Source organism: Enterobacter sp. 61D5, from assembly GCF_034107965.1.
Taxonomy (GTDB): domain Bacteria; phylum Pseudomonadota; class Gammaproteobacteria; order Enterobacterales; family Enterobacteriaceae; genus Enterobacter; species Enterobacter cloacae_M.
Genome location: NZ_JAWNFK010000007.1, coordinates 96,939 through 119,660 on the forward strand (window position 1 = coordinate 96,939; position 22,722 = coordinate 119,660).

Below are 22,722 nucleotides of genomic sequence, written 5' to 3' on the forward strand. Positions count from 1 at the left end.
TTAGTGGCTTTTCGCTTTTGCAAATTTTTTATCTTATATAAAACCAATAGAGAACAATTAAATAACATTTTGTTACATTAAAACAGTAAACGTAATCTCCGCTCTGCCGTTGAAGAACCATAACTTTTCAATCATGAGCAATTTATGATCAACTTTTTCCGCCGTGCGGGCCTGGGGTCGAAACTCTCGCTGCTAACTGGCGTCAGTGTCGCCACGCTGTTTCTGCTATTCACTTTTCTGCTCAGCCAAAAAGCCAGCCAGCAGCTTGAAGCTCTTGCGGTCGAAGATCTGCATAATCAGTCCACCGGCATGGTCGACATGGTGCAGATGTTTAATACCAGCCTGAGTGAAGAGGTTGAGAGCTATACCCGTCTGTTCACCACCTTTTTACCGCAGCCCCTGAACATTGATAATTCCCAATCCCAGACGATTAACGGACTTAGCGTTCCGCTTCTGAAAGGCGGAGAAACCGGGCTGCATGAAAATAACACCCTTTCGGACGAGTTCCTGAACCGTACGGGCGCCATTTCGACGCTGTTTGTACGCAGCGGTAACGACTTTGTTCGCGTAGCCACTTCCCTGCGCAAAGAGAATGGCGATCGGGCAATGGGTACCGTCCTGGATAACGCCAGCCCGGCCTTTGCCGCCGTCAACAAAGGTGAAGTCTACCGCGGCCTGGCGCTGCTGTTTGGCAAACGCTACATCACCCAGTACCAGCCCGTTAAAAACGCCGAAGGGCAGGTCATTGCGATCGTCTTTGTCGGGGTGGACATCACCCACTCCTGGAACGTCATGCGCGAGAAAATCCTAAACCGCCGCCTGGGCGAGAGCGGTCACTTCTTCGTGCTGGATCGCAGCAACGGCAAAACGCGCGGGCAATACCTGTTCCATGCAGGCGAAGAGGGAAAACTGCCGAAGTGGGACGCAGCGACGCAGCAACAGCTTCTGAGTGACAAACCCGGCACGCTGGAGCGTACAAGCGACGATGGCCGGACGCTGAAAATGGCCTATACCCCGCTGCCGGGCTGGAACTGGACTATCGTGGGCGAAGTGGATAAATCGGTGCTGCTCTCAAGCGTTACCGCTATGCGCGATCGCTTCCTGCTGGCCGGCGTGGTCTTATCCATCCTTTTTGCTGGCCTGTTCGTGGTCATTATTCGCCGCGTGCTGACCCGACCGCTGCGCAACGTGATCCATCTTGCCCGTCAATATGCCGCAGGGGATCTCCGTTCCAGCCTGCCGGTTACGCGTCAGGACGAAGTTGGCCAGCTGATCGATGCCATCAACGGCATCGGCGGCGGCCTGCAAAAAATTGTCCTGCAGGTTCGTGAGGCCGCAGGCGAGATCCATTTGGGCACCAACGCGCTGGCCGCCGACACTGGCGAAATTTCAGAGCAGATCAATAAGCAGGCCAGCAGCGTGGAAGAGACGTCTGCCAGCATGGAGCAGCTGGCCGCCACCGTTCAGCAAAATGCCGCCAACATGGAGCAAACGCAGCAGCTGGTGGGTGAAACCTCGCTCGCGGTCCATCAGGGCGGTGAGACGGTCACCCACGCGGTATCGACCATGGACGATATTCGCGAAGCGTCAAAACGCATCGAAGACATCACGCGAGTGATCGAGTCCATCGCTTTCCAGACCAATATTCTGGCGCTGAATGCGGCAGTGGAAGCGGCCCGCGCAGGCGAGCACGGAAAAGGGTTTGCGGTAGTCGCGCAGGAAGTTCGCGCGCTGGCGGGACGCAGCGCTAACGCGGTGAAGGAGATTGAACAGCTGATTGGCGATACGCTCAGAAAAGTGAGTGAGGGTCATGCGCTGTCTGAACAAACACGCCTGGCGATGGACGACATCATCATTCATATCGATAACATCAGCCAGCTGGTCACCGAGATTAACCATGCCTCACGCGAGCAGTCCGCCGGGATCGGCCAGGTGAACCTCGCCATGACCCATATTGGCGAAGCGTCGCATATCAATGCCGATCGCATCTCACGCAGCGAGCAAACCGCTCAAACGCTGCGCGGGAAGGGTTCACACCTGACTCAGCTGGTGAGCCTGTTCCAGCTAAAAGGCTAACCGACTCTGCCCGTCGCACGCAGCAGCAGGTCGCTTTGCACCTGCTCGCTCATCAGCGTGCCGCCACGGGTATCCAGCATCATGCGGCACCACGCCTGCGCCACCGGAGGCGATGCGTGCCGCAGCATCTGGCTTCCCGCACCCAGCAAGAAAAGCTGCTGCGCGATCTCCCGGCCCTGCGCCTCCTGCGGTTTACGCAGTTTTTGCTGAAGCTGTCGCCAGCTGCGGTCGAAGTGTCTGTCCTGCCCTTTCACCTGCGCAAACTCGTCGGCAAGCAGGTCGTGAATACCCGGCTGCTTCGCCAGCACGCGCAGCACGTCCAGACACATGATATTACCTGACCCTTCCCAGATGCTGTTCACCGGCATCTCGCGGTACAGGCGGGGAAGTTCGCTCTCTTCGCAATATCCGATCCCGCCCAGCACCTCCATCGCCTCAGCAACAAACGGGATGCCCGCTTTACAGACGCTAAATTTCGCCGCCGGGGTAAACAGCCGCGCGCAGGCGGCCTCTTGCGGATCGGCACGCTTGTCCCACGCGCGGGCCAGGCGGAACAGCAGCGCCGTTTGCCCCTCCAGCACCAGCGCCATGCGGCTTAGCACTTCGCGCATTAGCGGCTGATCGATGAGATTTTTGCCAAAGGTTTGACGCTGATGGGCATGGTACAGCGCCACCGAGAGCGCCCGACGCATCAGTCCGTGGCTGCCCAGCGCGCAGTCAAAACGCGTCAGACCGCCCATTTTGAGGATCTGCCGTACCCCTTCGCCCTCTTCCCCCAGCAGCCAGCCGGAGGCGTCAAGAAACTCCACCTCGCTGCTGGCGTTGGAGCGGTTTCCGAGCTTGTCCTTAAGGCGCTCCAGCCGCACGGCGTTGCGCTGTCCGTCAGGCAAAAAGCGCGGCACAAAAAAGCAGGATAGCCCGCCTTTTGCCTGGGCCAGCACCAGGTGCGCATCGCTTTGCGGGACGGAGAAAAACCATTTATGCCCCACCAGGCGGTAGCTGCCGTCGCTGCATTTTTCCGCTTTGGTGGTGTTGCTGAGCACGTCTGAACCGCCCTGCTTTTCTGTCATCCCCATGCCGATCAGCAGGCCGCGCTTTTGCGCGCCAGGGGCCAGATGCGGATCGTAGCGATCGCTGAGCAGCGGCGTGAGCCAGTCGTGAAATATTTTGGGGAGCGACTGCTGCAGCAGCGGCGTGGCGGCAAACGTCATGGTGACCGGACAAAGCGTGCCCGCCTCCACCTGCGCATGCAGCACAAAGCGCGCGGCCCGAGCGACAAACGCCCCTTTACGCGCCTCCTCTTCCCACGCCAGGTTATGCACGCGGTTGGCGCAAAGCCCCTGCATCAGCAGATGCCAGGCGGGATGAAAACGCACCTCGTCCAGCCGCTCTCCGGTGGCGTCATAGCGTAACAGCTCGGGCGGATTAACGTTTGCCAGCCTGCCCAGCTCCAGTGATTCCGCCGTACCCAGCTGCTGGCCAATGCTGGCGAGGAGTTCGATATCCCACTCGGCGCCTTCACGCGCGACCGCATCGCGCAGGGCGCAGTCCGAGAGAAAAAGGTTGCTGTTGGAAAGCGGTGCAGGTTGATTGAAAACGGTATGGGTCTGCCAGTGCATGCTGTCTCCCTCCTTCAGTGGCAATGACGATAAGTATGGACAGACCGCGCACGCACTGCATGGGAGGAGAGTCACACGTTCACGATCCCGCTGATATCATTCGTGAAATAGCTCACAGAACATAAGAATAAACTATTTCATGACTCCGCTTTTGTTGAATAATTTATTCTTACCCTTTTCAGTGAGGATCGTTATGCAACCGGACGCGCACAAGCGAGCATTAATTGCAGGCTCCATTGGTAACTTTATCGAGTGGTATGAGTTTGCGGTCTACGGTTTTCTGGCGACCGTGATAGCGAAAAACTTCTTCCAGCTTGAAGGAGAGGCGGGACTGACCAGCCTGATCCTCACCTACGCCTCGTTTGCCATCGCCTTCTTCTTCCGCCCGCTGGGTGCGGTAGTGTTTGGCCGTATCGGCGACCGGATTGGCCGTAAGCCGACGCTAATCATCGTGCTGGTGCTGATGACGCTCGCTACCGCCGCCATCGGCATTGTGCCGGTCTACGCCAGCATCGGGATTGCCGCGCCGCTGATTATTACGCTGCTGCGCATCCTGCAGGGGCTGTTCGCGGGCGGGGAGTACGGCGGTGCGGTCTCGCTGATGACGGAGTTCGCCCCGCGCGGCAAGCGTGGGCTCTATGGCGCGTGGCAGTCCTTTACGGTGGCGCTGGGACTGTTAGCGGGCGCAGGCATCGTGGCGCTGCTCTCCGCCCTTCTCACGCCTGAAGCTCTGCATGAGTGGGGCTGGCGCATTCCGTTCTTCCTGGCGCTGCCTATGGGCGTTGTGGCGCTCTGGCTTCGCGTCAGCATGGAAGAGACGCCAAGCTTTGTGCAGCAGCAGGATAAACCGGCTGTCGCTCAGGCGGATACTGCCGCCACGATCCGGGCCATCGTGATGGGGATTGGGCGCGTAATGGTCTGGTCTGCGGCGGGGTATACCTACCTGGTGATTATGCCGACCTATCTGCAGTCGGCGCTGCACACCGGGTTTAACCAGGCGCTGCTGATAGCGGTGATTTCGAATATTGGGTTTGCGCTGACCATCATTCCGTCGGGGCTCCTGAGCGACCGGATCGGCCGCCGCACGGTGATGATTATCGCCACCGCGCTGCTGCTGATCCTCGCCCTGCCGCTGCTGAAAATCCTGCAGGCGGAGTCGAGTACGCTGGCGGTGAAGGCTGGTGTGGTACTGATTGCGGGCGGGCTGGTGGGCATGCTGGCGGGGCCGGGCCCGGCGATGCTCTCTGAGATGTTCCCGACGCGCGTGCGCTATACGGGGCTGGGGCTGGCCTACTCGTTGTCGAACGCGATTTTTTCGGGATGTGCAGGGCTAATCATTACCGGGCTGATTAAGCAGACGGGTAACCTGGATATTCCGGCCTACTACGTGATGGCAACGGCGGTTGTGAGTATTTTTGCGCTGATGACGCTGAGGAAGGATGACCATTTGCGGTCGTTAGAGGAGTGAGGTTGTCAACGTCTGGTGCCCTCTCCCACGGGGAGAGGGATAAAACACAAAAGGCCGTCCTGTGGACGGCCTTGCTGTTTATTCTCCGCGCTGACGCACCGCTTCAAACAGGCAGATGCCCGTTGCAACGGAAACGTTCAGGGACGACACGCTGCCCGCCATCGGTATGCTGATCAGCTCGTCGCAGTGCTCGCGGGTGAGACGACGCATGCCTTCGCCTTCCGCCCCCATCACCAGCGCCAGACGGCCGGTCATTTTGCTCTGGTACAGAGTATGATCCGCTTCACCGGCGGTACCGACGATCCAGACGTTCTCTTCCTGCAGCAGACGCATAGTGCGCGCCAGGTTAGTCACGCGGATCAGCGGAACGTTTTCCGCCGCGCCGCAGGCCACTTTCTTCGCCGTAGCGTTCAGCTGCGCGGAGCGATCTTTCGGCACGATCACCGCGTGCACGCCCGCCGCATCGGCGCTGCGCAGACACGCGCCGAGGTTGTGCGGATCGGTAACGCCGTCGAGGATCAGGAAGAACGGATTCTCGAGCTCAGCGATCAGATCCGGCAGATCGTTTTCCTGATACTGACGACCCGGCTTCACGCGGGCAATGATCCCCTGGTGGACCGCGCCTTCGCTTTTCTCATCCAGGAACTGGCGGTTCGCCAGCTGAATCACCACGCCCTGCGCTTCCAGCGCGTGGATCAGCGGCATCAGACGCTTATCTTCACGCCCTTTCAGAATAAACACTTCCTGAAAACGCTCCGGTGCGCGCTCGAGAAGGGCCTGCACCGCGTGGATGCCGTAAATCATTTCACTCATTGATGGTTCTCGTAATAGGTATTTCCCCTCCCCCGTTGGGGAGAGGGTCAGGTTGAGGGGAGAATTTACTCCGCCTGCTTTTTCTTGGCCGCGCGCTTCGCTTTGGTGGCGGCAGCGATTTTCTGCGTTTTCGCGGAAGGTTTTTTCGCTGAACGGGCTTCTTTCTTCGCCGCCTTCGGCTTCTGTTTCTTCTCGCCGCGGAACGCGCTGTCCGGCTCGAAGTTTACCTTCTTGCCCGCCTGACGACGTTTACCGCCGCCCGGTTTACCGTTACCGGTTTTTTTCGCCCTTTCACGCTCGGTTTTACCGACGTTACGCGGGGCGCGCTCGCTGGAGATCAGGCTGAAGTCGATTTTACGATCGTCCATATTCACTGCTTCGACCTTCACTTCCACACGGTCGCCCAGACGATACGTCTGGCCGCCAGATTCGCCAATCAGGCGCTGGCCGACCTGGTCGAAGCGGTAGTAGTCGTTATCCAGGCTGGAGACGTGCACCAGACCGTCGATGAACAGCTCGTCCAGACGAACGAAGAAACCAAAGCCGGTCACGCTGGCAATCACGCCTTTGAAGACGTTACCGACCTGATCCAGCATAAAGTCACACTTCAGCCAGTCCGCCACGTCACGTGTTGCTTCATCGGCACGACGTTCGGCCATGGAGCAGTGCTGACCCAGCTGCAGCATCTCTTCCATCGAATAGTGGTAGCCACCGGTTTCGGTGGTGTTACCTTTATGGCCCTGCTCCTGCGCCAGCAAATACTTGATCGCACGGTGCAGAGAGAGGTCAGGATAACGACGGATCGGCGACGTAAAGTGGGCGTAAGACTGCAGCGCCAGGCCGAAGTGGCCGCGGTTTTCCGGATCGTAAATCGCCTGCTTCATGGAGCGCAGCAGCATCGTCTGCAGCATTTCTGCGTCAGGACGGTCGCTAATGGATTCAAGCAGCTCGGCGTAATCGCGCGGCTCTGGCTTGTTCCCTCCGGGCAGTTCCAGACCCAGTTCAGCCAGCACGGAGCGGAACGACGTAATGGCTTCCGTGGTCGGCTTATCGTGAATACGGAACAGCGCTGGCTCTTTGGCTTTCTCAACGAAACGTGCCGCCGAGATGTTCGCCAGAATCATACACTCTTCGATCAGCTTGTGAGCGTCGTTACGCTGGGTCTGCTCGATACGCTCAATGCGGCGTTCGGCGTTGAAAATGAATTTCGCTTCTTCGCTCTCAAACGAGATCCCGCCGCGCTCTTCGCGCGCCTGATCCAGCGTTTTGTAGAGGTTATGCAGCTCTTCGATATGTTTGACCAGCGGCGCGTATTGTTCGCGCAGATCCTGGTCGCCCTGCAGCATATGCCAGACCTTGGTATAGGTCAGACGCGCGTGCGAGCTCATCACCGCTTCGTAGAACTTGTAGCCGGTTAAACGCCCTTTGGTGGAGATGGTCATCTCGCAAACCATACAGAGGCGGTCAACCTGCGGGTTCAGGGAGCACAGGCCGTTAGACAGCACTTCCGGCAGCATCGGCACGACCTGGGACGGGAAATAGACCGAGGTGCCGCGGCTGCGGGCTTCGTTATCCAGCGGGGTGTGCGGACGGACGTAATAGCTTACGTCAGCGATAGCAACCCACAGGCGCCAGCCACCGCCGCGTTTTTTCTCACAGTATACGGCGTCATCAAAGTCGCGGGCGTCTTCACCGTCGATAGTGACCAGCGGCAGGGAGCGCAGATCCACGCGGCCCACTTTGGACTCTTCCGGCACTTCTTCGCGCAGGCTTTCGATCTGATCTTCAACCGCTTTCGGCCAGATGTACGGAATTTCATGGGTGCGCAATGCCATATCAACGGCCATCGTGGTGCCCATGTTATCGCCCAGTACTTCGACGATTTTACCTACCGCTTTGGTGCGACGGGTTGGGCGCTGGGTGAGTTCCACCACCACCACAAAGCCCATGCGGGCTCCCATCACCTCTTCAGGTGGGATCAGAATGTCGAAGCTCAGACGGCTGTCGTCCGGCACCACGAAGCCCACGCCGGCGTCGGTAAAGTAGCGGCCGACGATCTGGCTGGTTTTTGGCACCAGAACGCGCACGACGCGCGCTTCGCGGCGGCCTTTACGGTCAGCGCCCAGCGGCTGCGCCAGGATCTGATCTCCGTGGATGCACATCTTCATCTGCTCAGATGAGAGGTACAGATCGTCTTTACGGCCTTCCACGCGCAGGAAGCCGAAGCCATCACGGTGACCAATGACGGTCCCTTTCAGCAGATCGAGACGTTCTGGCAGCGCGTAGCACTGGCGGCGGGTAAAGACCAGTTGCCCGTCGCGCTCCATCGCGCGCAGACGGCGGCGAAGGGCTTCAATTTGCTCTTCACCTTCAATGTTTAATTCAACGGCAAGTTCTTCACGATTGGCGGGTTTTCCGCGTTTTGTTAAGTGTTCAATGATGAACTCGCGGCTGGGAATAGGATTCGCGTATTTTTCGGCTTCGCGTTCCTGGAAAGGATCATGTGACATGTCGGTTCCTCCGTTGTCAGCTCCGGTGGAAATTTTCTTCATTCCACCAGCAATAATTTATAAAGCGGTTGATTCTCTTCAACCAAATCGGCCAGCGTGTAGTTATCCAGTTCCATGAGAAAACTTTGCACGGCCTTTGAAAGTGCCTTTTTCAGGCGGCAAGCGGGCGTGATGTGGCAGAACTCGCTGCTGCAGTTCACCAGAGACAGCGGCTCCAGTTCACGTACCACATCGCCAACACGAATACTCTGTGCCGGTTTACCGAGACGGATCCCACCATTCTTCCCGCGGACGGCAGCAACGTATCCGGCACGACTAAGTTGATTGATTATTTTGACCATATGATTACGGGATACGCCGTAGACCTCTGTAACTTCAGAGATACTGGTCATCTTCCCCTCGGGTAACGACGCCATGTAAATCAGCGCACGTAAGCCGTAATCGGTGAAACTTGTTAACTGCACATCAACCTCAGGAAAAAGGGAAAACGCGGTCAAACCGCAGAGATATTCATTAATGATGATAAACCAGCCAGATAGTGAGCGGCTAATTTATTTGACAGACGGGGCGAAAAAGCGGAGATCCAGGAGCGGTCGCCGGATGGCGCTACGCTTATCCGGCCTACGGGTCTCCCCGCAGGCCAGCAGTCACGAAGATTATGCGTCGAACGGGTCGCGCAGGATCATCGTTTCAGTACGATCCGGGCCGGTAGAAATAATATCGATCGGCACTTCGGTCAGTTCTTCAATACGCTTGATGTAATCCAGCGCCGCCTGCGGCAGGCCGCTACGCTCTTTCACACCGATAGTGGTCTCAGACCAGCCCGGCATGGTTTCGTAGATTGGCTCAATGCCTTCCCAGTCATCAGCAGCCAGCGGAGTGGTGGTCACTTCGCGGCCATCTGGCATACGGTAGCCTACGCAGATTTTCACTTCTTTCAGGCCGTCCAGTACGTCCAGCTTGGTCAGGCAGAAGCCAGAAAGGGAGTTGATCTGCACTGCACGACGCACTGCAACCGCATCCAGCCAGCCGGTACGACGACGACGACCGGTGGTCGCGCCAAACTCGTTACCCTGCTTGCACAGGAACTCGCCGGTTTCATCAAACAGCTCGGTCGGGAATGGACCCGCACCCACGCGAGTAGAGTACGCTTTGATGATGCCCAGCACGTAATCCACATAACGTGGACCCAGGCCAGAGCCGGTCGCCACGCCACCTGCCGTGGTGTTAGAGGAGGTAACGTACGGATAGGTACCGTGGTCGATGTCCAGCAGCGTACCCTGCGCGCCTTCGAACATGACGAAATCGCCACGCTTGCGCGCCTGGTCCAGCAGATCGGACACATCAACAACCATACCGGTCAGAATGTCAGCGATCGCCATGACGTCATCCAGCACTTTCTGGTAGTCAACAGCGTCAGCTTTGTAGAAGTTCACCAGCTGGAAGTTGTGATATTCCATCACTTCTTTCAGTTTTTCAGCGAAGGTTGCTTTGTCGAAGAGGTCGCCCACGCGCAGACCGCGACGTGCAACTTTATCTTCGTAAGCCGGGCCGATACCACGACCGGTGGTGCCGATCGCTTTCGCGCCGCGCGCTTTCTCACGCGCTACGTCCAGCGCCACGTGATAATCCAGGATCAGCGGGCAGGCTTCGGAGAGCAGCAGACGCTCACGAACAGGGATACCACGGTCTTCCAGACCTTTCATCTCTTTCATCAGCGCAGCAGGAGAAAGCACAACGCCGTTACCGATGATGCTGGTGACGTTATCACGAAGAATGCCTGATGGAATAAGATGGAGGACGGTTTTTTCACCGTTGATTACGAGAGTATGGCCTGCGTTGTGACCGCCCTGGTAGCGTACAACATATTTAGCCCGTTCAGTCAGAAGATCAACAATCTTCCCTTTACCTTCGTCACCCCATTGGGTGCCCAGTACGACGACGTTGTTACCCATTTTTTTCAAAATCACCGTTTGCTTAAAAATGGATTCTACCATCGCTTTTTCAGATATACAGCACTTTTTGACCTCAAAATACGCCAATTGCGCCTACTTTTTGATCAGCCAATCGTTTTCCTCAACATGTAGTAGATCACGATGCCCGCAACCACAAGACCGCCGCCAAAACGACGCAAAATATTATCCGGCAGCTGGCTCATCGTGGCGATCATTCGGCGCCAGGCGCGCGGATAAAGCATCGGTCCAAGACCTTCCAGCACCAGGACCAGTGCCAGTGCGAGCCAGATCGTTGAATTCATTTTTATTCCTTATAAAAGAAAACCACCGCTCCGTTGAGAGCGGTGGTTTGAATACTCAAACGAGCCTGAGTTTATCGCGTTGCGTTAGTCGGCGTCTTCATATAACGGAAGAAATCGCTGTCCGGGCTGAGCACCATCACATCCTGGTTGCTCTGGAAGCTATTCTCGTAAGCGCGCAGGCTACGGATAAAGGCATAGAAGTCAGGATCCTGGCTGAAAGCATCAGCAAACAGCTTCGCCGCTTCGGCATCGCCTTCACCGCGCAGGATACGGCCCTGACGCTCAGATTCCGCCAGCGTCTTGGTGACTTCATAGTCCGCTGCTGCACGCAGCTTCTCAGCCTCTTCCTGACCCTGCGAACGGTGACGACGGGCTACCGCTTCACGCTCGGCGCGCATACGGTTGTAAATCGCCTCGGACACTTCCGCTGGCAGGTTGATCTGCTTGATACGCACGTCAACCACTTCGATACCCAGCGCAGCCATACTGTTCGGGTTGATCACCGGCACTTTACCGTTGGTCTCCGCCTGAACGCGTTCAGCCGCTTTGGCAATCGCATCATCTGCTGCCGGCGTTGAAACTTCATCTTCAGTGCCCGCTGTACCGGAGTTCAGCGCATCGCGAACTTCCAGGGTCAGACGACCACGGGAGTCGGTCACGATGTCTTTCACATCCAGACGACCAATCTCGGAACGCAGACGATCAGAGAACTTACGTTTCAGCAGCACTTCTGCCTGAGAAACGTCGCCGCCGCCCGTTGCCAGGAAGTAACGGCTGAAATCGCTGATGCGCCATTTGATATAGGAATCAACGATCAGGTCTTTCTTCTCTTTGGTCACGAAACGGTCGGCCTGGTTATCCATGGTCTGGATACGCGCATCCAGCGTTTTCACGGACTGAATGAACGGCACCTTGAAGTGCAGACCCGGCTCGTAAATCACCGGGCGTTTGTCGCCATCACGCACGACGCTGCTGAACTGGAACTTAATCCCACGCTCGCCTTCTTTCACCACAAAAATCGAGGTATAAAGCGCGACCAGTACGATGACGATGATCGCAATAACTGACTTACGCATCCTTATTCCCCCTGACGCTGGTAGTCGTTACGCTGCGCGTTAGCACGGCGTTGGTCCATAATGTCACCATCGTTCGAAGAAGGCGTTGTGTTCGTGCTGGCGCTGCCTGTTGAGGCTGGCGGCAGACGCAGCAGGTTGTTCGCGCCGCTGGTGTCGCCTTTCGCTGCTGGTGCAGAACCGCCTTTCAGCATCTGATCCAGCGGCAGAACCATCAGGTTTCCGCCTTTACTGTCGTTAACCAACACTTTGCGGGTGTGGCTCAGCACTTTTTCCATGGTCTCGATATAGAGACGCTCACGGGTAATTTCCGGTGCAGCTTTATATTCCGGCAGGATCTTCGCGAAGCGGGCCACTTCACCCTGAGCTTCCAGGATGGTCTGCGTTTTATACGCGCGCGCTTCTTCCAGAATACGCTGCGCCTGACCGTTAGCGCGTGGCTGAACTTCGTTGGTGTAAGCTTCTGCTTCACGGATGTACTGCTGTTCGTTTTCACGGGCAGCAATCGCATCGTCAAATGCGGCTTTCACCTCTTCCGGCGGACGTGCAGCCTGGAAGTTAACGTCCAGCAGGGTAATACCCATGTTGTACGGACGAATGGTCTCTTCTAGCTCGCGCTGGGTATCGCTACGAATAACGGTACGACCTTCGGTCAGAATACGGTCCATGGTGTATTTACCGATCACACCGCGCAGGGCGCTGTCGGTCGCCTGACGCAGGCTGTCATCGGCGCTGGTCACGCTAAACAGATAACGCTCAGGATCGGTCACGCGGTACTGCACGTTCATCTCAACGCGCACCACGTTTTCGTCAGAGGTCAGCATCACGCCAGAGGCGGCCAGTTCACGGACGGATTCCACGTTTACCGCGGTCACATCGTCAATGAAGGTCGGCTTCCAGTTCAGACCCGGCTCAACCAGATGGCTAAACTTACCGAAACGGGTGACTACGCCGCGTTCTGCTTCTTTAATGGTGTAGAACCCGCTGGCTGCCCAGATGATGACTACCGCAGCGGCCACGATGCCCACTACGCGGCCACCCATTGGTGGGCGCGAGCTCTGAGTGGAATTGCCACCCGAGCCAGAACCTTTTCCTCCGCCAAGGCCACCAAGCTTCTTGCTCAGTTTGCGGAAGATATCATCCAGATCCGGCGGCCCCTGCTCGCGACCACCTTTGTTGCCATTTCCCTCAGAGTTGCCGCCAGGTTTGCTGCTTCCCCACGGGTCGCGGTCTTGTCCGTTATTACCGGGCTGATTCCACGCCATGTATATGCTCCATATTTGTTATGCAAGGGCGAATTATTCAGGCATCCCCTTTCTGATCAGACGATATAGTCGACCAGCGCAGGTTCTTGTTTACAGAGGCGACGCCAGTCAACGATCGGCATACGCACCTGCATCCCCACGCTGCCGTCATCCTCCATCCACTCTTTTTCTATCGCCTGAAGCTGATAAAACCGGCTGCGCAGCCTGCCTTCCTGTGGCGGCAGTCGCAGCGTGTGCTGAGCTACCTCACCGGAAAGACGTTCTGTCAAAGCCTGGAAAAGCAGTGGCACACCAATACCGGTCTGGGCAGAAAGCCAGACCCGAATCGGTTTGTTTTCTTCATCTCTGTCGATACGCGGTTCGAAATCGTCCAGCATATCGATCTTGTTCATGACCAACAGCGTGGGGATCTCGTGGGCGTCGATCTCTTCGAGCACCACGTTCACCGCGTCGATGTTCTCCTGCACGCGCACGTCTGCCGCATCAATCACGTGCAGCAGCAGAGTCGCCTGTCGAGTCTCCTGCAGGGTGGCTTTAAACGCCGCCACCAGGTCATGCGGCAGGTGGCGGATAAACCCTACGGTATCCGCCAGCACCGTTTCACCGACGTCTGCGACGTCAATACGGCGCAGCGTAGGGTCCAGGGTCGCAAACAGCTGGTCTGCGGCATAAACCTGGGCCTCGGTTATCTGGTTAAACAGGGTGGATTTACCGGCGTTGGTATAGCCCACCAGCGACACCGTCGGGATGTCGGCTTTGGTTCGCGCCCGACGCCCCTGTTCACGCTGTTTCTCTACACGTTCCAGACGTGAAAGGATCTGGGTAATTCGGCCACGCAGCAAACGACGGTCGGTTTCGAGCTGGGTTTCACCCGGGCCGCGCAAACCAATCCCGCCTTTTTGTCTTTCAAGGTGTGTCCAGCCACGCACCAGACGCGTTGCCAGATGGCGCAGCTGCGCCAGCTCAACCTGCAGTTTCCCTTCGTGGGTACGTGCACGCTGAGCAAAAATATCTAAAATCAAACCCGTGCGATCGATAACACGGCATTCGCAAAGGGCTTCCAGGTTGCGCTCCTGGGCTGGAGACAGCGCATGATCAAACAACACGACTGACGCGCCGGTTGCTTTTACGGCATCCGCAATTTCGACTGCTTTACCTTCACCAACAAAATACTTTGGGTGCGGCGCTTTACGGCTACCGGTAATCACCTGCATTGCTTCGACACCGGCGGAAGAGACCAGAGATTCAAACTCCTGGAGGTCTTCCATATCTTTGTCTTGCGAAAAATAGATGTGTACCAGCACCGCCTGCTCACCGGCATCATAACGGTCAAACAAGCGTAAACCTCTCTAAAAAGATCAGCGGGGAACGCAGGATCCCTGGCTCCCCGTGTGGATAACAGTGCGAAACCTTATTCGGTCTCGTCGCTGTCCTGCGCCGGCGTTGAAGAACCCTGCGCGCTGCTGCCATGATGGTAGTTACTACCAGTGCCGCCGCCAGCGTTATTGCTGTGATGAGATACCGGACGGGACGGAACAACAGTAGAAATAGCGTGCTTGTAGACCATCTGACTGACCGTGTTTTTCAACAGAATCACAAACTGATCGAAAGACTCAATCTGACCTTGCAGCTTAATACCATTCACCAAATAAATAGAAACTGGAACACGTTCCCGACGCAATGCGTTCAGGAACGGATCTTGTAAAGATTGCCCCTTAGCCATTCTATCTTTTCCTTATATGCTTGTTTTGTACTTAGAACCTTGCGATTCTGAAAAATTGCGCACGATACGTCTCAATTGTACACATTCAGTGAGCGATATCACCAACAACCTCAATCACTTCGTTTAACGCCTGTTGCGGTTTTTCACTGTCTAACCAGTGAACGCCGTCCCAACCGCGCAACCAAGTGATCTGGCGCTTCGCTAACTGTCTCGTGGCGCAAACACCTCTATAAACCATTTCATCGTATGAAATCTCACCTTCAAGATACGACCACATCTGGCGGTATCCCACACAACGAATGGAAGGCATGTCCGTATGCAAATCTCCACGGGCAAATAGCGCCCGCACTTCTGCTTCAAAATCTGAAGCTAACATCTGATGAAAACGCTGCTCAATTCGCTGATGGAGCAGTTCACGGCTCGCCGGGGCGATGGCGAACTGATGCACCTGATACGGCAGAGCGTCTCCTGACGTTTGCGTCAGTTCCGTTAAAGTTTTACCCGAAATGAAAAAAACTTCCAGTGCCCGGGAAAGCCTTTGCGGATCATTTGGATGGATCCGTGCTGCTGCAACCGGGTCAATCTCCGCCAGTTGCTGATGCAAAACGTCCCAACCCTGCTCTACCGCCTGCTGCTCAATTTTCGCTCTTACTTCCGAATCCGCGGATGGCAGAGGTGACAACCCCTCCAGCAACGCCTTGAAATAGAGCATGGTTCCGCCAACCAACAGCGGTATACGTCCCGCCGCCGTTATCTCGGCCATCTCGGCTAAGGCATCCCGGCGGAAATCCGCTGCGGAGTAGGCCTGAGCCGGGTCGAGAATATCCAGCAAACGGTGCGGTGCCGCACGCAACTCTTCTGCGTCAGGCTTCGCCGTGCCGATGTCCATCCCTCGGTAGATGAGGGCGGAGTCGACGCTAATCAACTCTACAGGCAAAACTTTACGCAACTCAATGGCTAGCGCCGTTTTGCCGGAGGCCGTTGGGCCCATTAAAAAAATTGCCTTAGGCAGGCTCGCCTTACTTGCGTCAATCATGTTTCAGGGCATTCATCGCCGTTTGTAAATCAACAGGTTGTAATAACCCACCCGGCGGCGTTTTCACCAGATGCGGACAGAGGCGTTCCACCTCCGCCAGCACGCTAATGGCATGCGCCATACTCCACGGCGCGTGTTCGCTTGCCAGATGGCGGGCGATCCACTGCGCGGTGTTGGCGGCATCAAACGATGTTTGCTGCGCCAGGTAGCCTATCAGTTCAGGAATCAAGTTTTGTAAATTTTGTTGGCGTAAGGGTAAAGGCACTGCACGAATTGTCACATGTTGTGGTTCGAGCACAGTTTCAATACCCATTTGCGCCAGCTGCGGCTCGGTGCGCTGTAATACCCTTGCTTCTTCAGGGGATATCTTCAGGCGAACCGGAATTAACAACGGCTGCGCGCAGGCTGCATTTTCGCCAGGCGTGAGCTGCACCTGCTTGAGCCAGCGTTCGGCGACCGGCAGTGCCAGAAGCATCAATTTGCCGTCACGCTCAAGCAGCGCCATATCCGGCGCAATAATCGTCAGCACCCGGCCAAAACTCTGGCTATGGCCGTCCAGAGAAGGCTGAGCGGCCTGAAGGTGCTCTTTACGCTCCACGGCAGGTGTTTCCAGCAGCTTGCGGTACAACGCGCCCTGCTGCTTCTGATAGCCAGGCTGAGCATTCGGGTAGTTCGCGCCCGTTGGACGCGGTGCGCTCCCTGCCGGGGAGAAACGCGGGGCCTCCGGTTCACGCGCGACGGCAGGCTCCGCAAAATGGTTGCGGCCTGCCGCGACACGGTTTTCTGGCAGCGGACGCGGCGCAGGAGTGTCGTTTTCCAGCGGCAGCGTTGGCTCTGCCTGCTGCTGCAACACTGTGGCCACGCCCTGATAAATGAAGTCGTGAACCAGACGCGACTGATGGAACCGCACCTCATGTTTGGCAGGATGAACGTTCACATCCACCTGATGGGGATCGATTTCCAGATAAAGGACGAAAGCAGGCTGCTGATCGGCCCCGAGTTTGTCTTCGCAGGCCTGGCGAATCGCGTGATTGATGAGACGGTCGCGCATCATGCGGCCGTTCACGTAGCAATACTGAATTTCAGAGAACGCAGCACTGCTCGCATTTGGATCGGCAACCCAGCCGCGTAAAGCCAGATCTCCGTGCTGCCACTCAATGGCCAGAGCCTGTTCCAGAAACGGCGTCCCGCAGATAGCGCCCAGGCGACGCTCTTTCTGTCCGCCTTCCGCCACCGCACGGTACTGGCGCATCACCTTACCGTTATGGCTGAGGTTGATGGTGACATCGAAACGGGCCAGCGCAATACGGCGGATAATCTCGTCGATATGGCCGAACTCGGTCTTCTCGGTACGCATAAACTTGCGTCGGGCGGGGGTGTTGTAGAACAGATCCAGGACTTCCAGCGTCGTACCGACAGGGTGCGCTGCGGGTTTGACCGTCACATCCATATCGCGCCCTTCGGCGTAAGCCTGCCAGGCTTCCTGCTGTTCAGCGGTACGGGAGGTCAGCGTTAAGCGCGAAACGGAGCTGATACTGGCCAGCGCTTCGCCGCGAAAACCGAGGCTAATAATCGCTTCCAGATCGTCCAGAGAGGCGATTTTACTGGTGGCGTGACGAGCCAGCGCCAGCGCCAGCTCCTCTTTTTTAATGCCGCAGCCGTTGTCGCGAATGCGGATAAGCTTCGCGCCACCGCGTTCGATATCAATATCGATGCGGGTTGCGCCCGCATCGAGGCTGTTTTCCACCAGCTCCTTCACCACCGACGCAGGGCGTTCCACCACCTCACCGGCGGCGATTTGGTTCGCGAGCTGCGGCGGTAGAACCTGAATCGGCATGAATTCTCCTTAGTTGGTCGCGGTCATCTCACCCGGCAGCGCTGCGCTGGCCGTCTGGGCAGCGCCGCTCTGTGGCGCAGACTGCAGAGGATGCGCCTCAAAATATTTGCGTAAACCGTTATAAATCGCTTCGGCAATTTGCTGCTGGTAACTGTCGCTTCCCAACAGACGCTCTTCACCGTTGTTACTGATAAAGCCCGTCTCCACAAGGATGGACGGGATATCCGGCGAGCGCAGAACGCCGAGGCTGGCATGTTCCGGACGGCGTTTATGCAGCACGCCAACGCTTTGCAGCTGGTTCAATACGTTAGTGGCGACATCATACCCGACGCGCTGAGAATGACCGAACTGTAAATCCAGCACCGCCTGGCTGAGGTACGGATCGGACTGGCTGTTCGCCAGCACGTCGCCCGCGCCGCCTAACAGTTCAGACTGCTTCTCATGCTCTTCCAGCCAGTTGGCCATTTCGCTGTTAGCGCGACGGTTCGACAGCACCCAAACCGAGGCGCCGGTGGCACTACGATTCGGTGCGGCGTCCGCATGAATGGAGACCAGGAAGTTCGCGTTTTGCTTACGCGCCACGTCCGAGCGTCCCATTACCGAAATAAAGTAGTCCCCGTCGCGGGTCAACACGCCTTTAAACATAGGATCGTCATTGAGTAGCGAACGCAGTTTACGCGCGATCGCGATAGTGACGTTTTTCTCTCGCGTGCCGCCAGGACCAATCGCCCCGGGATCTTCCCCGCCGTGGCCCGCATCAATGGCGATAATCACTTTGTCACCGCTGACCGTCGCGCGTCGCGCGCTGGCCGCCGGACGCGTCACCGTATTGCTGCTGGTTGCCGCAGTAATGCGGTCGTTCTGCGATTTAAACGGATTACGCGCAGGTTCAGAAGGACGCGGCGTAGACACCTCTTCCACGCGCTTCGCTACGACCGGCGGCGGTGGAGGCGGTGGCGGCGCGTCGGCATTGATGGTAAACACCACCGTATAATTCGCCCCGTTTTGCTGCTTCACCGCCTTCGTTTTGCCCTTTTCGGTCAGATCGACCACCAGGCGTAACGACTGGCTATCCTGCGGCGTTCCCGAACGGATACTTTTCACCAGATTGTTACCGCTGAACCGCAGCGGTAGGCCCTGGATCACGCCAGTTTGTTTGATATCCAGCGCCACGCTGTGGCTGTCTGGCTGTGAGAACGCATATTCAGGATCGCCCATAAAGCTGAACGTGATCCGGGCCTGGCTTTCGCCGTTTGATACCTGAATATCTGAGAGATTTGCCGCCCCGGCCTGCGCGCACAGCAGCACGGTGGCAGCCAACAACCAACCTTTAACGCGATTTATCATCCCGTCATCCCTACGCTTAACCGGCCAGTCGCGCCAGTAAGGAACTGCCTGATGAGGAAACAGCACTGATGCGTGCCTCACGCCCTTGTGCCTGGTAATCTAAGTGAATTTCGACATCCGGGTCAGGCAGCACACCCGCACCTTGTTGCGGCCACTCCACCAGGCAAATGGCGTCGTTGGCAAAATAATCACGGATCCCCATAAATTCCAGCTCCTCAGGATCCGCAAGGCGGTATAAATCGAAGTGATACACCATGAGATTTTCAAGGGTGTACGGTTCTACCAGCGTGTAGGTTGGGCTTTTCACATTCCCGTTATGCCCTAACGCCTGCAAAAAACCCCGGCTGAAGGTGGTTTTACCCGCACCTAAATCACCATACAGATAAATGACGGTTGCCCCCTGACAGGCCTGCGCCACGCGCTTGCCGAGTTCTAAAGTGGCTTGTTCATCAGGTAAAGGAATCGCTCGATTAGTCATTTTCTACGTCAATCACATCCGGGTTAACAACACGCCGCAGCGTGCAAAAAAGATCGGTGGCCAGCATACCGCGAGTACCGTAACGCGCGGCCAGTTTATCCGCCGCGACACCGTGGGCCACGCAGCCCGCGCAGGCTGCATCATAAAGGGGAAGTTTCTGTCCAAGCAATGCGCCAATGATGCCGGAAAGCACATCGCCCATGCCGCCGCTTGCCATGCCCGCATTTCCGGCATCGATAATGCCCTGCGTCTCGTCACTGGCGACAACGGTTCCTGCCCCTTTCAAAACAGCAACACCTCCGTAACGTTTTACCAGACGCTGAGCAGAAAGTAAGCGATCGCTTTCAATTTCTGCCACGCTGCAGTTAAGCAGGCGCGCGGCTTCGCCGGGGTGTGGCGTCAGAATGCGATTGTGACGCTTATCGGGGTTTATTGCCAGAAGGTTAAGCGCGTCGGCATCCCACAGCATCGGTTTACGAAAATTCTCGACCTTTTGCAGGGCCTGTTTACCCCATGCCTGCTGCCCAAGGCCGGGGCCGATCGCCACCACGTCCGCCCATTCCAGGCTTTCTTCAAGCGACTGAGGCGTAAGCTCATGGACCATCAGCTCCGGTCGGGCTGTAACGATCGGCGCTATATTCTCAATGCGAGTGAGTACTCGCACTAATCCGGCACCGCAGCGCAGAGCCGCTTCGCCGGTCATGCGAATCGCACCTGCCGTACCATGATCGCCGCCAATAATCACCAGCCTGCCGTGATCGCCCTTATGGGACGTTGGTCGGCGCGGCGGGAGCCACACTGCAAGCTGCGATGCATCAAAACGCGCCAGGTGCGTTTCCTGCCCGGACAGCCAGCTCTCCAGCCCCAGCGCATGGTGGTGCAAAACGCCAACGACGTCTCGTGCTTTACCGGTCAGTAGCCCCGGCTTGAGGGCGATGAAGGTCACCGTATGTGCAGCCTCAATGACCGCTCCCGGCGTCGCGCCGGTTTGTGCAATCAGGCCAGAGGGAATATCCAGGGCAACTACCGGCGCGGAATGTCTGTTAGCATGTTCAATAAGGGCGGCAATGTTATCGCGAGGCGCACTGCGTAGCCCGGTACCCAACAGACCGTCAACAATCAGATCCACCTCTTCCGGCCAGACGATATCAGGCGCATGAATCACACCGCCTGCGTTAAGCCACGCCTCCCGCGCCGCGCTGGCCTCTTCCGGCAGCGGTTTATCACTCTCCAGGGCCAGCAACGTCACGCGGATACCTGCCGCAACCGCCAAACGGGCGACAACGTAGCCGTCGCCGCCGTTATTGCCGTGACCGCACAGAATCAGCCAGTGTGCGGCATGAGGGTACGCGCTGCGGGCAACGTTAAACGCCGCCTCACCCGCACGCAGCATCAGTTCATAAAGGGTAATCCCGAGGCTGTCTGCGGCCTCTTTTTCGGCGCGCCGGAGGTCATCCGCATGCCAGATGGAATGTGGTATACTTGCGGGGTTTTTCTTCACCGTATGGTCCGTCATGTCACAGCCCCTCGATCTCAATGAATTAGCGCAAAAAATAAAACAGTGGGGTGCTGAGCTTGGCTTCCAGAAGGTGGGCATTACCGATACCGACCTCTCCGCCAGCGAGCCAAAACTGCAGGCCTGGCTGGACAAACAATACCACGGCGAAATGGAGTGGATGGCGCGTCATGGCATGATGCGCGCCCGCCCTCACGAGCTTTTGCCGGGCACATTACGCGTCATCAGCGTGCGCATGAACTATCTGCCCGCCAACGCAGCCTTTGCGCGCACGCTAAAAAATCCCTCTCTGGGTTACGTCAGCCGGTACGCCCTGGGACGTGATTACCATAAGCTCTTGCGTAACCGTTTAAAAAAACTCGGGGAAACTATTCAGCAGCACTGTGTTTCGCTGAATTTTAGACCCTTTGTCGATTCTGCGCCTATTCTTGAGCGCCCGATCGCCGAAAAAGCCGGGCTTGGCTGGACAGGTAAGCACTCACTTATCCTCAGCCGCGACGCCGGTTCGTTCTTCTTCCTGGGTGAACTGCTGATTGATTTACCGCTGCCGGTAGACGGCCCGGTAGAGGAAGGCTGCGGCCGCTGCGTGGCCTGCATGACCATCTGCCCGACGGGTGCCATCGTTGAGCCTTACACCGTTGATGCGCGCCGCTGCATCTCCTACCTCACTATCGAACTGGAAGGGGCCATTCCAGAGGAATTTCGACCGCTTATCGGCAACCGTATCTACGGCTGCGACGACTGCCAGCTGATCTGCCCGTGGAACCGCTATTCGCAGCTCACGGACGAAGAAGATTTCAGCCCGCGTAAGGCCCTGCATGCGCCTCAGCTCGTTGAGCTGTTCGCCTGGACCGAAGCCTGGTTCCTGAAAGTGACGGAAGGTTCGGCCATTCGCCGTATCGGTCATCTGCGCTGGCTGCGTAATGTTGCCGTCGCGCTGGGTAATGCCCCGTGGGATGAAGCCAATATTCGGGCGCTTGAAAGCCGTAGAGGTGAGCACCCACTTCTTGATGAGCACATAGAATGGGCGATTGCGCAGCAAATAGAGAAGCGTAATGCCTGCACGATCGAGGTACAGCTACCGAAGAAACAGCGTCTGGTGAGGGTGATTGAAAAAGGGCTTCCGCGGGATGCCTGAACTATTCACAGCCTGTGAATAAAATTACAAACTCAAGCGCCATCTGGGCTGGAGAAGAGGTCAAGTGATCTCAATAACATTTTGAAATCAAATTTTCTTTAGCAAATACAATAAATTATAAAGATACTATTCACCCTGCTAAGTTTTAACTCTGTTCCGGTTAAGCGCAGTTTCTGTGGATAACTCTGTTTACAAGAGTATTTCAGAGACAACAGAAAACGTCCCCAACGAATCTTTTCGCTGTGGATATTTTAGAGATGAATAAGAATTTGGAGCGGGAAACGAGACTCGAACTCGCGACCCCGACCTTGGCAAGGTCGTGCTCTACCAACTGAGCTATTCCCGCTTGGGTGGTCTGTGCCATGGAAGCACTTTCAAATTTTGGAGCGGGAAACGAGACTCGAACTCGCGACCCCGACCTTGGCAAGGTCGTGCTCTACCAACTGAGCTATTCCCGCAAATCTGTACTGCTTTTGTAGCTGTCGTAACGTGTAATTCTCTGTCGTTACGGGAGGCGCATTATACGAGAAATCCTTTTAGCTGCAACCCCCCTTAAAGCGATTTTT

Annotated in this window: 18 protein-coding genes and 2 tRNA genes; 3 read left to right on the forward strand and 17 right to left on the reverse strand. The window is 56.7% G+C overall.

From position 1 onward, the window contains the following. The first annotated feature begins 144 nt into the window (after positions 1 to 144). Positions 145 to 2,076, forward strand: coding sequence for a methyl-accepting chemotaxis protein (locus UTM25_RS08715; RefSeq protein ID WP_194401579.1), 1,932 nt, complete (start codon positions 145 to 147; stop codon positions 2,074 to 2,076). On the opposite strand, the gene UTM25_RS08720 is transcribed toward UTM25_RS08715, so the two are convergent. Continuing rightward, the gene (locus tag UTM25_RS08720; RefSeq protein ID WP_194401580.1) at positions 2,073 to 3,695 is read right to left on the reverse strand and encodes an isovaleryl-CoA dehydrogenase; all 1,623 of its coding nucleotides are present in this window, start codon (positions 3,693 to 3,695) and stop codon (positions 2,073 to 2,075) included. The genes UTM25_RS08715 and UTM25_RS08720 overlap by 4 nt on opposite strands. Before the next feature lie 193 nt (positions 3,696 to 3,888). On the opposite strand from UTM25_RS08720, the gene UTM25_RS08725 reads away from it, so the two are divergent. Then, complete coding sequence (locus UTM25_RS08725; RefSeq protein WP_194401581.1) at positions 3,889 to 5,163, forward strand: MFS transporter; 1,275 nt, start codon at positions 3,889 to 3,891, stop codon at positions 5,161 to 5,163. A gap of 78 nt (positions 5,164 to 5,241) precedes the next feature. Here UTM25_RS08725 and rlmB read toward each other — a convergent pair whose 3' ends face one another. The 14 genes from rlmB to nnr all read right to left on the reverse strand — a co-directional run bounded on the left by rlmB (position 5,242) and on the right by nnr (position 21,018). Then, complete coding sequence (gene rlmB / locus UTM25_RS08730; protein ID WP_194401582.1) at positions 5,242 to 5,976, reverse strand: 23S rRNA (guanosine(2251)-2'-O)-methyltransferase RlmB; 735 nt, start codon at positions 5,974 to 5,976, stop codon at positions 5,242 to 5,244. Positions 5,977 to 6,041: 65 nt separating this feature from the next. Then, positions 6,042 to 8,486 (reverse strand): ribonuclease R, encoded by a 2,445-nt coding sequence (gene rnr / locus UTM25_RS08735; protein WP_194401583.1) that lies wholly within the window; start codon positions 8,484 to 8,486, stop codon positions 6,042 to 6,044. Positions 8,487 to 8,524: 38 nt separating this feature from the next. Next, positions 8,525 to 8,950 (reverse strand): nitric oxide-sensing transcriptional repressor NsrR, encoded by a 426-nt coding sequence (nsrR, locus tag UTM25_RS08740; RefSeq protein ID WP_023334253.1) that lies wholly within the window; start codon positions 8,948 to 8,950, stop codon positions 8,525 to 8,527. A gap of 192 nt (positions 8,951 to 9,142) precedes the next feature. After that, entirely contained in the window at positions 9,143 to 10,441 is a 1,299-nt protein-coding gene (locus UTM25_RS08745; protein WP_194401597.1) for an adenylosuccinate synthase, read from the reverse strand. Positions 10,442 to 10,545: 104 nt separating this feature from the next. Next, positions 10,546 to 10,743 (reverse strand): DUF2065 domain-containing protein, encoded by a 198-nt coding sequence (locus UTM25_RS08750; protein ID WP_003855996.1) that lies wholly within the window; start codon positions 10,741 to 10,743, stop codon positions 10,546 to 10,548. A 71-nt stretch (positions 10,744 to 10,814) separates the two neighbouring features. Next, on the reverse strand, positions 10,815 to 11,819 hold the full coding sequence (gene hflC, locus UTM25_RS08755) for a protease modulator HflC (protein ID WP_029740370.1): 1,005 nt from the start codon (positions 11,817 to 11,819) through the stop codon (positions 10,815 to 10,817). Between the two features lie 2 nt (positions 11,820 to 11,821). Continuing rightward, on the reverse strand, positions 11,822 to 13,081 hold the full coding sequence (gene hflK / locus UTM25_RS08760; RefSeq protein WP_023310137.1) for an FtsH protease activity modulator HflK: 1,260 nt from the start codon (positions 13,079 to 13,081) through the stop codon (positions 11,822 to 11,824). Between the two features lie 56 nt (positions 13,082 to 13,137). After that, entirely contained in the window at positions 13,138 to 14,418 is a 1,281-nt protein-coding gene (hflX, locus tag UTM25_RS08765) for a ribosome rescue GTPase HflX (RefSeq protein ID WP_023310136.1), read from the reverse strand. Between the two features lie 74 nt (positions 14,419 to 14,492). Further along, positions 14,493 to 14,804 (reverse strand): RNA chaperone Hfq, encoded by a 312-nt coding sequence (hfq, locus tag UTM25_RS08770; RefSeq protein ID WP_023334248.1) that lies wholly within the window; start codon positions 14,802 to 14,804, stop codon positions 14,493 to 14,495. Between the two features lie 85 nt (positions 14,805 to 14,889). After that, positions 14,890 to 15,840: a tRNA (adenosine(37)-N6)-dimethylallyltransferase MiaA gene (miaA, locus tag UTM25_RS08775; protein WP_194401584.1), complete on the reverse strand. Its 951-nt coding sequence runs from the start codon at positions 15,838 to 15,840 to the stop codon at positions 14,890 to 14,892. Further along, on the reverse strand, positions 15,833 to 17,677 hold the full coding sequence (gene mutL / locus UTM25_RS08780; protein WP_194401585.1) for a DNA mismatch repair endonuclease MutL: 1,845 nt from the start codon (positions 17,675 to 17,677) through the stop codon (positions 15,833 to 15,835). The genes miaA and mutL overlap by 8 nt, the downstream gene beginning before the upstream one ends. Positions 17,678 to 17,686: 9 nt before the next feature. Further along, a complete protein-coding gene (gene amiB / locus UTM25_RS08785) occupies positions 17,687 to 19,024 on the reverse strand; it encodes an N-acetylmuramoyl-L-alanine amidase AmiB (protein ID WP_194401586.1) in 1,338 nt (445 codons plus the stop codon). Between the two features lie 16 nt (positions 19,025 to 19,040). Further along, complete coding sequence (tsaE, locus tag UTM25_RS08790) at positions 19,041 to 19,502, reverse strand: tRNA (adenosine(37)-N6)-threonylcarbamoyltransferase complex ATPase subunit type 1 TsaE (protein ID WP_013095283.1); 462 nt, start codon at positions 19,500 to 19,502, stop codon at positions 19,041 to 19,043. Then, a complete protein-coding gene (gene nnr / locus UTM25_RS08795) occupies positions 19,495 to 21,018 on the reverse strand; it encodes a bifunctional ADP-dependent NAD(P)H-hydrate dehydratase/NAD(P)H-hydrate epimerase (protein WP_194401587.1) in 1,524 nt (507 codons plus the stop codon). Before nnr ends, tsaE begins: the two co-directional genes overlap by 8 nt. Between nnr and queG the strand changes: the two genes are divergently transcribed. After that, on the forward strand, positions 21,017 to 22,156 hold the full coding sequence (gene queG / locus UTM25_RS08800) for a tRNA epoxyqueuosine(34) reductase QueG (protein WP_047646475.1): 1,140 nt from the start codon (positions 21,017 to 21,019) through the stop codon (positions 22,154 to 22,156). The two genes, nnr and queG, sit on opposite strands and share 2 nt — an antisense overlap. A 270-nt stretch (positions 22,157 to 22,426) precedes the next feature. On the opposite strand, the gene UTM25_RS08805 is transcribed toward queG, so the two are convergent. Then, a tRNA-Gly gene (locus UTM25_RS08805) sits at positions 22,427 to 22,502 on the reverse strand. A 36-nt stretch (positions 22,503 to 22,538) separates the two neighbouring features. Then, a tRNA-Gly gene (locus tag UTM25_RS08810) sits at positions 22,539 to 22,614 on the reverse strand. Between the last annotated feature and the right edge of the window lie 108 nt (positions 22,615 to 22,722).